Consider the following 13,944-nt stretch of genomic DNA (forward strand, 5'->3'; position numbering starts at 1 on the left):
ATAAAAAATAACTCTTGTGGGATGGGCCGAAGAGCCCGTCCCATAAATTTATGAAAAGGATTTTTGCAAGAGGTCTATTGTTTCTGTTGCAGTTGCTTGAGGATTTTCAATAAATCTTGTCAAAAATCTTCGTGAATTAAGCTGCGATCGGAATCGGGATTAGTCACGTTCAATTTCAATCCGAACTTGGGCAAACCCAAGTCGATCGATCCGCCGGGAATCTGTCTGAGAAATCGACGATAAGTTTTTTTCCAATTGGCTTGATTTCCGGCGTAATATTCAGCAAATGCTTCTTGCAATCTAGCAATCAGAAGATAGCGAAATTGTTCTAAGCTCTTGGGTCGTTATTGCTGCAAATTAAACAGAACTGGGAAAGCTTGACGCTCGTCTTTCCTCACACCCAAAAAATTCCGCTTAACTGCATTTAATGTACTGGTTTTTCCCAACCTTCGTCCTCCCAAGATAATTCTCACGCGAAAAGGAGTTCGCTCGATTTCCGATAGTAAATGGCTGCATCCAAAAAAATAGTTAGATTCATCGATCGGCAAACGAAAATCCGGTCTTACTGAAGCTGCCATTGGCGAATTTCCTCCTCTTTCATTTGCATCCGCAACCAGCGCGACATCAATGGAGCCTGTATGCGATATCGATCGCGACCCTCCGATTCTTGGGCAGAGACTAACCCGACGGCTTGCAACCATAAAAGGGCATCCAAACAGTCACTTTCGGTCAGACTGTCGCACAGTCGATCGACAACAACATGACCCAGGATTTCCGAGTCTTCATTACAGGACAACAATTTCAAGATTGCCATAGCCGAGTCAAAGTTGCGTTTGTCCAAATCGCCCCAAATGTTTTGAGCAAAGTAGTCTTTTAAAATGCCCGAATAGGTGAAAGGTCGATCGAGATAGCTCTGTGCGGCTGACGATTGGATTTCTCCACGACCATTTGGCACGATTTTTTTACACAGCAAACTGGCTAACTGTCGGGCAACAAAGGGATGTCCACCACTCTCTCTGTGAATCGCGCTAAGGGTCTGCCCGTCAAATTTTACGCCTATCAGTTCTCCGATATCCGTCAGCATCCGAGTGGTTTCTTCCGGGGAAAATGGGAGAACAAACACTTCCTTGAAAAAGTTAAACACTGGGTTGGTAGGGACATCAGCTTGTTGCCATTGATTGATGCGGTTGCAGTCTGGATGCACGTCAGCCACGAGCAAAGAAAGCAATCGCCGTTCCTGACTCAATGCCCGAAATGCACCGAAACAGGCGTTAAATTCCTCTGCTCTTTCCCGGACATCGCTTTGAGTGGGGAGAATGCGTTCGATTTCATCTAAAAATAATAAAATGGGTAACTCATATCCCGCTTGACTTAATTTTTCGGCAAGTTGACTCATCTTTTGGGCAAAATCTGCGGTTAATTCTGAAGCGGGGCGATGTTCTGGCAGCAAGGGATCGAAGTTAAAAGGGGATTTGGGCGATCGTTCTTTGACGAACTGAGCGAGTTTTTGGAGGATACGATCGAACAATTCGGCACCGTAACGAAGTTTGCCCCCATAGGGTTGAAGGTCAATGTGAACGACTGGATGTCGTCGCATGGCAAACCCCAATTGCAGCAAAATCGAGGTTTTCCCAGACTTCCGCAACCCAAACAACCCAATCCCTTGACTGCGGTGGAGGTCTTCTTCCAGGCGCTGCAACAGTTCTCCGCGGCCGAAGAACGACATGGTATCACCAATGGCATTACGATCGTCAAATAAGTCAGCACCGGGTAAATAGCGATCGGTATACTGAGCTAAAAGTCCAGCAGACGCGCCACCATCGAGTAAGGCTTGCTCTAGGGCCGCCAATGGGATCGGTAACAGCACAAAACCATCGCGCAGGCGCACCTCTGCCATCCGCATCCGGAACAGGGTATCCGGCGGTTCTCGATAGAGGAGAATCCCCGCTTGCTGGGGGCGTTTCCCCGCCAACCGCGCCGAAGATTGCACCAACTCCGCCACATCTCGATCGACTGGTTCCTCTGCAAACGTTACAGGTAAGGGAATATAAGACTTGAGTCTACCCGGCGCTGAAGTCATTTGCAGACCGTGTTGGCCGTCGCGTTGGGTTGTCGCCCCTGCCTGCTTCAGGAATTGCTCAACCTCCGCCAGCACCTGCGCTAAAACCTCTCGGTTTTCTTTGGCGCGGACAATGGCTCGGCTCAAGCGCAGGAGCAACTCGGGACGACTCCAGAGGATGAAAGCACCAACCAACATCGAAATCCCCAGTACCCGGAGACTCACTGTGAGGGCAATTTCAGTGTAGTAGTCTTGAACGTCCCTTCTCAAGGCAATCAGGGATTGACGGATGGCTTGTTCGTCTTCCCATGCGTATACGGCCTGCTGGCGCAGTCCAATGGAATTTTCCGGATTTCGCAGCTTCCGAAACAGATCCATCTCTTGCTGCGCTTCCTCCAAAGCAGATACCGCCTGCTGCAACTGGGCAATAGAAGGCGATTGAGATAAAGGACGGCGTTGCAAGTCTGTTGCCATCTCCTTCAATGTCGAGAGAGCTAAAGACCGAACTCGACCATCTCCGCTTTTGAGCGCGTCCGCGAGCATGGGAGCAACCGGAAAGCCCATGTATCTCAAGGCAAATGCTGCACTGGTGCGAGCCGCTTCATTTTCCGCCTTCAGCGCTTCTATCAGTTCGGGAGCAGCCTGCGAGCCAAATTTCGCCAAGGCAAAGGTGGCTCGCAGGCGCACAACTTCATCTCTATCCTGCAAGGCTTCAATCAAAGCGGGAACCACCGTATCGGCTTTCTGACTCATCCCACCTAATGCCGATGCTGCCTGACTGCGCTGGCGCCAATCCTTATCGGTTTTTAACTTTTTGATGTAGGTCGAAATCTGGGGCTCTGAGGCACTTTTTCCCGAGGCTTCGCCAACGGTTGCCAGCCCGAAGGTGCTGCTGAGAAAGGCAACGGTGAGGAAGGTCGCAAACTGTCGTTGGGGATGTGCGATCGTCGCTTTGGTCGGGTAGAGGCTCGGTTTTTGAGCTGCGGCGGTGTCTTGTCGCTTAGGTAAATGGTAGCGCTATGTTGCTCTTTAATCTCTCCTCCAACCATTTGGGTTTCTCGCTAAACGAGATCGACATCGTACCATCCGGAGCAACGCGATACACCCATTTTGCCCCCCGACAAATAGACGACTTCATCTCGGGAACCGATGGCGGCCATTTTCCGGCTTTGGCTGCTAGTGCTTTGACTTGCAAAATTTTCTGAGTCAGTTCCAAATTCAGCATAGACTGGGCTGCTTTACTGGTTTGGCGGGGAAAGGCTGTAGACGCCCCACCCATATAATTCCACCACGCCAAGTCATCTACCGTGACTGAATCAGAAGCGCAAAAATTGTGCTGCCGAGATGCTGCAAGCGATCGTTTATAGACTTGATAAGTATCGATCGCACAAAAGCGAACATAAGGTTCGATCGCCGGCTTGAACCACACCAGGACAGGAGATATAGTCCACGCTAAGATTTTTTGTTGTAAAGTTGGGGGATCGTTCGTTTCCGTCTGAAATAGTGCAAATATTCCCTGACGACTAGAAGCGCCTGATGATTCTAGTATCGAAGACCACGAGTATTTCCAAAAGAAGTCTTGCGAAAATTTGAACTGAGACAAATATTCTCCCTGCAAGGATGTCAATATCGATTAGCGGTAATCGCGTTCCAGCAAGCGCTGCTGCCACTGGGCCGGAAGGCGATCGACTTTCCGCATCACCCCTGCTTGATATTTAGTCACAATTAAAGCCACCAGTTGAGAGATTAGGGAGGGGCTTTCTGTTAAATACTGGTTGAGTTTCCAGGATACTTCCAGCATTTCTCCTGCTGCTTCCGTCTGACCTTTACGGTATTTTTCTAGAATGTCTAGGGCGAAAACTAGGTGGAAATTAACCTGCGATAAATAACTGGGTAGGGGAACCGTAATATCGCCTTCCAGCATCCAGGTAATATCTGTTCCCCAGTGCGGCACTTCATTATTTAAAACCTGCTGGCGAAGTTCTGCTAAAGCCGTTTGCTTGGAGGCGAGATAGCGCTGTAATTTCTCTGAAGGTGGATTTACGGTATCGTTTGGTTTGGCAATCTCAGCGTCTAGGTACTGCTTTAATTCTTGTCTGATTTCTTCAAATGCCTTTCGATCGTCCTCTGAAGACCTAAAATCAGCCACAGACCCCATGTAGCGATCGACAGGAGAGAAACTTCCCCCCCCTGCATCGATCCCTAATTTAGCTATCAACGCCGCCAGCTTCAACGCCGCATCATTCGGCTCTGTTTTGGGAAACCGTTGGGCATATGCTGCTAAATCCTGCTCGATTTCTTTTTCCTGCACAGAGGCGATATAGTTGCCACCCACAATCCAGACTGCCAGCAGTCCCGCCAACCCAACAGCCGAACCACCCAGAAATTTGAGGCACTTTTTCCGTCTGAACGATGGGTTTTGAATGCCCATAAACTCCTCCTTCGCGCGATCGCACCTCAAGATTAGCGCCTGAATTAATTTAAACCATTGTATTCTAAAATTGCCGATTATCGATACTTTTAAAAGTTAAATCTTGTTAAGACGAATTGGATCGATTGGCGAGATTCATTTGGCGATCGCCCGCAGGTAATTTTGAAGTATTGGGTATTGAGTATGGCGATCGCCAGCTAACGATCGATATCGCCAGACGCAGACAACCTCTGCGATTCAACCAAGAAGATTGGGACATTTCAGTGCAGCTACTTGTTATGCTGCACGGTTATAACTGAGATCTTGCACCATTGTAAATTAACCTTTTATGAACAGGCAAGATGCCTGTTCCACAAGAAAATTTATCTTTTGTGGAACAGGCATCTTGCCTGTTGCTGACAATAGTGTAAGATATCAGTTATAACTGAGATAGCAACTTGTCGTACTCTGCGTGTGAACCAACTCAAAACCCGAGCACAGTATCTCCATCCAACTGATTAATGGCTCGATAATTGTTGCTAATTCCAGCAGAGTTGATTCGTAACTCTCGATGCACTTTTTTGAAACGCAGACTTGGATAACTTGGGTTTTCCTTGAACTGGCGATAGGCCTCGCGTGGAGAGAAGAATGAACTTGCTTTGGCTGTGCGACAAAAGATTTACGGAATTCGGCTTTAGTCGGTCACTTCACAATGTTTCTGGATCGAGTTCGTGGGTTTTACCTGCGTGATACTCAGCCATTGCGGGCGCTGCAAGTTTGGCAAGAGTATCGAGAGAACGAGCAAATGCTCGATCGCATCTGCGATCGTCTTCAAGTTCTGCCAAAACCTGAGCTATGAAAACTTTAAGCGTGTGTGCCCAGGACGTCCAGAGACATTTAAACAGACGGTGGAGGTAGTGCGATCGCATAATTTACCTGGATGCGCCTGGGAAAGCGCCCATTCTTGTTTGTCCTACTCCACCAGAGATAGGATAGTTAAACATCACACCATGATACACTTTAGCATTACAATGAGCAGAGAAAATATTGCCACTTGCTAACAAGCTGATGGTCTGCTAGTTTAAATTTTCCCAACAGGCGATCGAACATCGCCGTCTCAGAGTCCCCTCTATCAATTCCAGGTCTGAATAATCGTACTCATCGAAAAAACGAATATGAAAACCACGCTGCCCGGTTACAAACTCTTATCGTTGCCACTTCACGAAGGTGTCAATACAGTTATTTATCGGGGGGTTAGGGAGTCGGAGCAAACTCAGGTTATAGTAAAAACCCTCAAAGCCGAGTATCCCACAATAGAAGAAATCGCGCGGTTGAGACATGAATATAAAATCCTCAAAACTCTGGACATGGCAGGGATTGTCAAAGCTCACTCTTTGGAAAAGCATAATAACGGTCTGGCGCTGATATTAGAAGATTTTGGGGGGAAATCCCTGAAAAACCTACTCGCAGCTAAACACCTTGAAATAAGCGAATTTCTAAGTCTGGCAATTCATTTAGCAGAGACCCTAGCTCAACTGCATGAAAATAAGATTATCCATAAAGATATTAAACCGCAGAATATCATTATCAACTCCAAAACAGATAAAATTAAAATCATAGATTTTAGCATTTCCACGTACCTAGAGCGAGAAAACCAGAGCCTCAGCAATCCCAACTTGCTAGAAGGTACCCTCGCCTATATGTCTCCAGAGCAAACCGGGCGGATGAATCGCTCAATTGACTACCGCACCGACTTTTACTCATTAGGTGTCACCTTTTATGAAATTCTGACTGGAAAGCTGCCGCATCAAGCCACCGACCTCCTGGAATTAATTCACTGCCATATCGCTAAAAGACCAGTGCCACCCCACGAGCAAATCGCTGAGATTCCCAAAGCGATTTCTGACATCGTAATGAAATTATTAGCCAAAACCGCTGAAGACAGATACCAAAGCGCCCTAGGGCTAAAAGCTGACCTAGAAATGTGCCGTCATCAACTGCAAACCCATGGGAAAATTGGCAACTTCTCAATCGGTAAGAGGGATAAATTCGGACAATTTATCATCCCGCAAAAACTCTATGGCCGCGAGCAAGAAGTAGCCACTTTGATGGCAGCCTTTGAGCGAGTCTCCGGCGGAAACAGCGAAATGATGCTAGTGAGCGGTTACTCAGGAATTGGCAAATCTTCCTTAGTGAATGAAGTTCAAAAACCCATTCTCAGGCAGCGCGGGTATTTTATCTCCGGTAAATTTGACCAATTAAAGCGAAATATTCCTTATGCTTCTTTGATTCAAGCTTTCGCCGGCTTGATGCGGCATCTGTTAACAGAAAGTTCGGAAAAACTAGCGATTTGGAAAGAGCAACTTTTAGAAGCTTTAGGCTCAAATGGCCAAGTCATAGTAGATGTCATTCCCGAAGTCGAACTGATTGTCGGGCCTCAAGGAGCGGTTCCGCAATTGGGGCCATCTGAATCCCAGAATCGCTTTAATCGGGTGTTTAAACAATTCATTCATGTATTTACTAAACCCTCACACCCGCTTGTCGTCTTTTTGGATGACTTACAGTGGGCAGATTCGGCATCGCTCAAGTTGATTCATCTGCTGATTTGTGACCCGGACAGCAAGTATTTACTACTGATGGGAGCCTATCGAGATAACGAAGTCAGTCCGACGCATCCGTTGATGCTGACGTTGGATGAGATTCAAAAGAATGGGGCGGTTGTAAATAATATCACCCTCCGTCCTTTGGATATTGGCAACGTCAGCTTGCTGGTAGCCGATACCCTGAATGAGTCTTCTGTTCCGAGAAACCGGGTTTCTGAATTGTCCGAGCTACTTTTCAATAAAACCCAGGGCAATCCTTTCTTCTTGACTCAGATGTTCGCTACTCTGCATCAAGAAAAGCTATTGACCTTTGATTTCAGTGCTGGGTGCTGGCATTGGTCATTGAACCAAATTCAAGCCGTAGGCATCACGGATTATAATGTCGTCGAACTGATTGCCAGAAATATTCAAAAACTCCCGGAGGAGACGCAGGATGTCTTAAAATTAGCCGCCTGTATTGGAGACAAATTTAATTTAGACGTTCTGGCTATTGTCAATGAAAAATCTCAGTCGGAAACGGCGGCCCATTTGTGGGAAGCACTTCAGGCTGGCTTGGTTTTGCCCCTGAGCGAAGCCTACAAAATCCCTCTCGTTTTTACCTCCGATGAAATGAGCAGGGAAGTAAAGGAGAGAATATCTCCAGATTCTCCTCTCCTATCATCCTCACCTGGCCCTTTGCCTTACAGCCATCACGCGCCTATCGCTTACAAATTTCTCCATGACCGGGTGCAGCAAGCGGCGTATTCTCTTATTCCGGAATCTCAGAAACAACAGACCCACCTAAAAATTGGTGAACTGCTACTGGAGCATACTCCAGCAGAGGAAATTGAAGAAAATATCTTTGAGATTGTCAATCAGTTAAATGTTGGGGCTGACTTCCTCACCCATCAGGCAAAAAAAGATCGTCTAGCCCGATTAAATTTAATAGCTGGTCGAAAAGCCAAAGCAGCGTCAGCTTATGAAGCTGCTATCACGCAACTAAAAGTAGGGTTAGAACTCTTGGCAGAAAACAGTTGGCAGAGTCACTACGATCTGACACTAACACTCTATGTAGAAGCCGTAGAAGCGGAATATCTTAATACCAATTACGAAAGGTCAGCCGCTCTTGCTGAAGTTGTTTTACAACAAGCTAGCACCCTGCTCGAAAGAGTGAAAGTATACGAGCTACAAATCCAGTATTATATGGCTCAAAATCAGATGTTAAAAGCCATTGATACTGGGCTGCAAGTCCTGGATATGCTGGGTGTTTCCTTGTCAAATAACGAGGGTGACGGGGGTTTTGTGGTTGAGTTGCCAGATATCGCCGACTTAGACAATATCCCAGAAATGACAGACCCTTACAAGATAGCGGCTTTAAGGATATTGATGTCCCTTGTTTCTCCTGCTTACACTGCAAAACCAGAAATTTTATCCCTGCTTGCAGTGACTCTAGTTAAAATCTGCGTGGAACACGGTCATTCGCCTCTAGCTGCTTTTGTGTATGCTTTTTATAGTGTAATACTGTGTTCGGGAATAGGGGATATAGATGCCGCATATAAGTCGGGTAACTTGGCATTAAAGTTGTTGAATAAATTTAATGCCAACTCGCTTAAATGTAAAGTGAATCAATTATTATATAGTTTGGTTATACACTGGAAAGAGCCAGCTAAACAAGCTTTAAACCCCTTACTGTCAGCGTTTCAAAGTGGACGGGAAACTGGAGATATAGAATATGCCGGTTATTGTGTTACTACCTATTGTGCGATCGTATTTTTGACTGGCGAACGATTAGACATTATAGAAGAGGAACAAGAGCAATATCTTGATTTAGTGTTCAAACTAAAACAAGACTATTCTATCTATTACATCCAGATATTTCACCAATTGACGCTAAATCTTCAAAATGAAACGGAGGTCAAAAGTCACTTGGTGGGCAAAAGTTTTAATGAAACACAAATGTTGCCTGTTTTTATTGAAACTAACAATAGGATTTTGCTGTTTATTACTTATCTAGCCAAAACAATTCTATTATATCTATTTAAAGAACCAAAGAATGCCGTTACCAACGCCAGTTTAGCTGCAGAGCACGCAGCCAGCGTGATGGGAATGTTAGTTTCTGCTCCTCACAACTTCTATTATTCCCTCGCTCTACTCGCTGTTTATCCTCAAGCTTCACACGCCGAACAACAGCAATACATCAGCTTAGTTGAAGCTAATCAAGAAAAAATGCAGAAATGGGCATTTCATGCCCCGTCTAACTTCCAGCACAAGTACGAATTAGTGGAGGCGGAGAAAGCGCGGGTATTGGGAAAAATTGGCAAAGCGATGGAGTATTATGACGCCAGCATTCAAGGAGCCAGAGAACAGGGATACATTCAGGAAGAAGCCCTAGCTAATGAACGCGCTGCCGAGTTTTATTTCTCTCGCGGCCGGGAGAAGATAGCGGAGATTTATTTGACGGATGCTTACTATGGCTATATTCGCTGGGGAGCGAAAGCAAAAGTGCAGGATTTATCAGAAGAATATCCTGAATTCTTCTCGCGAATACTGACTGAAGAAGCCGCCAGCTTCGACGTATCGCGGACGACCAGCTCGACGACTACAGGGAGTTTTGCAGCACTGGATTTCGCCTCTGTGATGAAATCTTCTCAAGCTATTTCTGGCGAAATTGTTCTGGAAAGTCTGCTTTCTAAGTTATTGAAAATTGCGATGGAGAATGCTGGGGCTGAAAAAAGCTACTTAATTTTAGAAAAAGATGGTCAACTGGTGGTAGAAGGGATGGCAAGCATAGATAATAATGAGGTAGTAGTGCTGCAATCCACACCAATAGAAACAAGTAAAAAATTGCCGTTTTCTCTCCTCAATTATGTGGCTAGAACTCGGGAAAATGTGGTTTTAAATGATGCAAGTCAGGAGGGAATTTTTACCAGGGACAGCTATATAGTTAACGCCCAACCCAAGTCAGTTTTATGTATGCCGATCGTCCATAAAGGAAAGCTCATTGGTCTGCTTTACTTGGAAAATAATCTGACAAGGAGTGCGTTTACTCCCGATCGCCTGGAAGTTTTAACCGCGATCTGTTCTCAAGCGGCGATTTCCCTGGAAAATGCCCGACTCTATGCCAATTTGTCTGAGGCGACTGACAACCTGAAACAAGCCAATGAGCAATTAGAAGATTACAGCCGAACTTTGGAACATAAAGTGGAAGAGAGGACGCAGGAATTAAAGGAAAAAAATCTGCTCCTGAGCCAGGAAATTCGCGATCGCGTGCAGATAGAGCAAGCTCTGCGAGAATCTGAAGCGCAATTAAAAAAACAAGCCCAACAACTAGAGCTTTCTTTCCAAGAACTCCAGCGCACCCAGACCCAGCTCATTCAGACTGAGAAAATGTCGTCCCTCGGACAGATGGTGGCAGGGGTGGCCCACGAAATCAATAACCCGATTAACTTCATATATGGCAACCTAACTCACGTCAGGACATACAGTGAAGACATACTAGGACTGCTGAAACTCTATCAAGAACAATACCCCCATCCCACAGGAGCGATTGTTGAGGAGATAGACGCGATCGAATTAGAGTTCTTGATGGAAGACTTACCCAAAGTGCTGGATTCGATGAAGGTGGGGGCAGACCGAATTCGCGAAATTGTCCTCTCGCTGCGAAACTTCTCGCGACTGGATGAAGCAGAAATGAAAGAGGTGGATATCCATGAGGGCATCGATAACACTCTACTGATTTTGCAGCATCGACTGCAAGCTAAATTAGACCAGCCTGCTATTCAAATCATTAAAGAGTACGGCCCGCTGCCGCTGGTGGAGTGCTATGCGGGCCAACTGAACCAGGTGTTTGTAAATTTACTGGCGAATGCGATTGAGGCTCTCCATGACCAAAGGGGGCCGCGCGCGATCGCGATTCGCACCTCTGTGGGGTATGCGGACGAAGAAAAATCCCCGATTTCCCATCCCCCCGTTGCCGAAAGCTCTACAGTTTCTTCGGTTGAGGTGGATTCCCACAACCTCGCCCGGATCCGGAAAGGTCCCCAATTTGTGGTGATTCGCATTTGCGACAATGGCCCCGGTATGACAGAGGAAGTGTGCCAGCGGGTGTTCGACCCCTTCTTCACGACGAAACCGGTAGGGAAGGGCACCGGTCTGGGGCTGTCAATCAGCTACCAGATTGTGGTAGAAAAACACCGCGGACAGTTGAAGTGTGTTTCTCATCCCGGTCAGGGGGCAGAGTTCATCATTCAGATTCCTATTCGACAGGCCTATCAAGAATTGGCTGTCCAAAGCCAAACTTGATGAGTAGTTGTTATTGGTATTTCCAAGGATTCGATGGCATGGGTTGCATCGGGATTTGTGCGATCGCAGAACTCTCAAACAAGCTTGCCTTAGAGATTAACAGCAAGACTGAAACGACAAGGGCAATCAGCAAGAAGCGGAGAACGAATGAGCGATCGCGGAACCATGATTGCAGCCTTCGAGAGCTCACAACAAATCCCCTCTGGTTTGCCGCCTAAATTTCCGGCATTTCGCATCTGAGAAGTAAAAAAAAGATGCTTCAAATTGGCGGACGATTCGATCGTGTTTTACCAGGCAGTTCTAAAAGTTTCCTCTCTCTACAGGATTAAGCTGAAGGATAGAATGCGATCGTGAAATTGGACTTCAAACTATGAGTTTAGCAGTCAGACTTGACTCTCCAAGCATTGGTCATACCTGCAATCTCTAAAACTTCCAATTATAACCTCTAATTATCTGCCTTTATGCGATCGCAACCTGTAGCTTATGTCGCATACATTGTGGCTTAACGGCAAAACGCAGCAGCGGTAGATAACTTAGAACTCAGCACCAGCAGCTTTCATCCGTCCGCTGCCGTGAAGTGTTAGACCGCGCAGATAGCCTGATCTCAAGGGTATTTTAAGTTAAATATCTACGTACACTGGCTAACGCAGTAATTTTCGACTAGATTTATCCGTAATTTCACTGGTGACAAGATAGAAGGCAGCAAGTCACAATTCGGAAGTAGGGATGTTGGGTCTTATAGATCATATGAGTAATGATTCAGCGGATAAGGAAAACAAACTTTACAGGGAGAGAGATATTCTCCGAAAAAAAGGGCAGGATGTTTTAGCAAATGTTGAAGCTGCATTGAAGAAAGGAAAAACTGCAACAGATCCTCGGCAGCAATTTAAAAACTGGCTTAGTTCTTCAGAAGGCAGAGCATGGAAAAAAGCTGAATTTCAGTGCCGTAAAGGAATGTGTGCTTACTGTAATACGTTAATGAGAGAAGCGGATGCAGTAGTGCATCATGTGGAACCAATAATGAAGCTTGGCTGTAATGCTAATAAAGTTGAAAACTATCGGTTGCTGCATCCTAATTGCAATCTCAGCATTGGCACAAAAATTGTTAATTTATTCTTCTAAATATTTGGAGGTTTTAAGATGAATGCAAAACAAGTTCTAAAAAAAGGTGATCAAGATATTAACCAACTAAAAACGGAGGTGACAGTATTAAAAGTGAAAAACACAAAGCAATATAATTTAATCAAAGAACTTACCGATGCTTTAGAAACTTTGAAGAAACAGTATGAAGATATGCTCCGTGCTAATGATGCAACAATTGCTGCACAGGCCGCTCGTATCAACAAGCTGGAAGATGAGAAACGGGAACTCCGTAGGCAACTGGAGGAGCTAAAAAAGAATGCTGCATAGCCTATCACGGAGGAAGAACTAAAGTGAGTAAAGATCTAACCTTATTGACAAAAGCAGATTTAAGATCTCTTGGCTTCTCTGAATACTTAGTTAGGGAAGTTTGTAAAGGCTTAAATTCTGTTTCTTTAGAAAAGGGCATAAGAGGATATGCCCAAACAGACTTCAAGGATGCCATTATCAATAAATTATCTCAAGCTAAAATTAAACCGCAGACGCGTGAAAACTTGCAAGTCGCTCTACGCCTAATGAGTGACAAATCTAACGTTATTGAGGTTGATTTTTTAAGGAAGTTTTCATTGGAAGAAAGAATAAGTTTTCTGAGAGACTACCGCGAAAGATTAAGGTTGAAAGGCGAAGAAATATTGCAGGATGTTGACACGTTGTTGGAAAAAGCAAAGAAATTAACTTGATTTGCAAGTAAAGCCTTAAACTCATATCAACAGATACTGCGTCCACTGTTGGTCGCTTGAGTTCTAAGCAGGGATGAGTGCCGGGTTTCATCCTTCACCCCAACGTACAAGAGCGGGCGATCGCATTAAATTGCAAGAATAGAATGCGATCGCGAAATCAACATCTGCACTTAAAGCTTCTTGAAGTATCTGGCGACTAGGAATAGCTCAAAGCCGACCTTTTCATAGGTGTGACGCGCTGGGGCATGACCAGGATCGCCCCCAGTCTCAACCATAGCAATAGACATCCCCGCATCTTTCATCCAACCCAGAGCGAATTCTATCAAAGCACTACCAATGCCGCGACCTTGAAAGTCTGGATCGACAGCAACCATGTAGATTTCACCCATGCTGTCCTCTGAGTGTAATTTCACGGCCACAAAGCCCACAGTAGAACCGGCATCGATCGCAACCCATACATTCGTGTCTTCCGCAGCACAGACATCCTCGACAGCTTTTTGCTGGCTCACACGCCAATGATTCGGATAGAATGCCTGGTAAACATCAGCGTTCATCGCCTTCTGAATCGACTCAAATACCGGAGTCCAGGCCCGAAGCGAAAGACAAATAACAGCATCAAGGTGGCGAGGGTCGTATGGTTCAATTTGCATTGCTACATGAACTCCAGTTAACTCTGAAAGCTGGCGTTGCTGAATAGAGGTAAGCTGCTGTGCATCTTATTAGACAGTCAATTTTTCTACAATTGTTGTGGGACGGGCATCCTGCCCGTCT

13 protein-coding genes are annotated in these 13,944 nt (G+C 45.7%); 5 read left to right on the forward strand and 8 right to left on the reverse strand.

Annotated elements, in window-relative coordinates; genetic code table 11:
- Nucleotides 1–119: 119 nt before the first annotated feature.
- The 5 genes from QUB61_RS06505 to QUB61_RS06525 are packed head-to-tail and all read right to left on the reverse strand — an operon-like array spanning nt 120 to nt 4,490.
- Nucleotides 120–299 (reverse strand): hypothetical protein, encoded by a 180-nt coding sequence (locus tag QUB61_RS06505; RefSeq protein ID WP_333125599.1) that lies wholly within the window; start codon nt 297–299, stop codon nt 120–122.
- 45 nt (nt 300–344) lie between these two features.
- Nucleotides 345–578, reverse strand: coding sequence for a hypothetical protein (locus QUB61_RS06510; protein WP_333125596.1), 234 nt, complete (start codon nt 576–578; stop codon nt 345–347).
- Nucleotides 563–3,004 (reverse strand): HEAT repeat domain-containing protein, encoded by a 2,442-nt coding sequence (locus tag QUB61_RS06515; RefSeq protein WP_333189880.1) that lies wholly within the window; start codon nt 3,002–3,004, stop codon nt 563–565. The genes QUB61_RS06510 and QUB61_RS06515 overlap by 16 nt, the downstream gene beginning before the upstream one ends.
- Before the next feature lie 55 nt (nt 3,005–3,059).
- On the reverse strand, nt 3,060–3,662 hold the full coding sequence (locus QUB61_RS06520) for a hypothetical protein (RefSeq protein ID WP_333125593.1): 603 nt from the start codon (nt 3,660–3,662) through the stop codon (nt 3,060–3,062).
- 30 nt (nt 3,663–3,692) lie between these two features.
- Complete coding sequence (locus QUB61_RS06525) at nt 3,693–4,490, reverse strand: hypothetical protein (RefSeq protein WP_333125591.1); 798 nt, start codon at nt 4,488–4,490, stop codon at nt 3,693–3,695.
- A gap of 125 nt (nt 4,491–4,615) precedes the next feature.
- Here QUB61_RS06525 and QUB61_RS06530 point away from each other — a divergent pair, with 125 nt between their 5' ends.
- Nucleotides 4,616–4,789, forward strand: a complete 174-nt coding sequence (locus QUB61_RS06530; RefSeq protein WP_333125589.1) for a hypothetical protein — start codon at nt 4,616–4,618, stop codon at nt 4,787–4,789.
- Between the two features lie 387 nt (nt 4,790–5,176).
- On the opposite strand, the gene QUB61_RS06535 is transcribed toward QUB61_RS06530, so the two are convergent.
- Nucleotides 5,177–5,314, reverse strand: a complete 138-nt coding sequence (locus tag QUB61_RS06535; protein ID WP_333125587.1) for a hypothetical protein — start codon at nt 5,312–5,314, stop codon at nt 5,177–5,179.
- Between the two features lie 330 nt (nt 5,315–5,644).
- On the opposite strand from QUB61_RS06535, the gene QUB61_RS06540 reads away from it, so the two are divergent.
- The gene (locus QUB61_RS06540) at nt 5,645–11,353 is read left to right on the forward strand and encodes an AAA family ATPase (RefSeq protein WP_333125584.1); all 5,709 of its coding nucleotides are present in this window, start codon (nt 5,645–5,647) and stop codon (nt 11,351–11,353) included.
- 10 nt (nt 11,354–11,363) lie between these two features.
- Here the strand turns inward: QUB61_RS06540 and QUB61_RS06545 are convergent, their stop codons facing one another.
- Nucleotides 11,364–11,543, reverse strand: a complete 180-nt coding sequence (locus tag QUB61_RS06545) for a hypothetical protein (RefSeq protein ID WP_333125582.1) — start codon at nt 11,541–11,543, stop codon at nt 11,364–11,366.
- Nucleotides 11,544–12,100: 557 nt separating this feature from the next.
- Here QUB61_RS06545 and QUB61_RS06550 point away from each other — a divergent pair.
- Genes QUB61_RS06550 through QUB61_RS06560 form a run of 3 tightly spaced genes read left to right on the forward strand, consistent with a single transcriptional unit; the run spans nt 12,101 to nt 13,173 of the window.
- Nucleotides 12,101–12,475: an HNH endonuclease signature motif containing protein gene (locus QUB61_RS06550; RefSeq protein WP_333125581.1), complete on the forward strand. Its 375-nt coding sequence runs from the start codon at nt 12,101–12,103 to the stop codon at nt 12,473–12,475.
- A gap of 18 nt (nt 12,476–12,493) precedes the next feature.
- Nucleotides 12,494–12,763 carry a hypothetical protein gene (locus QUB61_RS06555; protein ID WP_333125578.1) on the forward strand — a complete coding sequence of 90 codons (270 nt, stop codon included), beginning with the start codon at nt 12,494–12,496 and terminating at the stop codon, nt 12,761–12,763.
- A 23-nt stretch (nt 12,764–12,786) separates the two neighbouring features.
- Nucleotides 12,787–13,173, forward strand: a complete 387-nt coding sequence (locus tag QUB61_RS06560) for a hypothetical protein (RefSeq protein WP_333125576.1) — start codon at nt 12,787–12,789, stop codon at nt 13,171–13,173.
- A 170-nt stretch (nt 13,174–13,343) separates the two neighbouring features.
- Here QUB61_RS06560 and QUB61_RS06565 read toward each other — a convergent pair whose 3' ends face one another.
- Nucleotides 13,344–13,823, reverse strand: coding sequence for a GNAT family N-acetyltransferase (locus QUB61_RS06565; protein ID WP_333125573.1), 480 nt, complete (start codon nt 13,821–13,823; stop codon nt 13,344–13,346).
- Between the last annotated feature and the right edge of the window lie 121 nt (nt 13,824–13,944).

The sequence above is a fragment of the Microcoleus sp. C2D2 genome (assembly GCF_036702495.1).
GTDB lineage: Bacteria > Cyanobacteriota > Cyanobacteriia > Cyanobacteriales > Microcoleaceae > Microcoleus.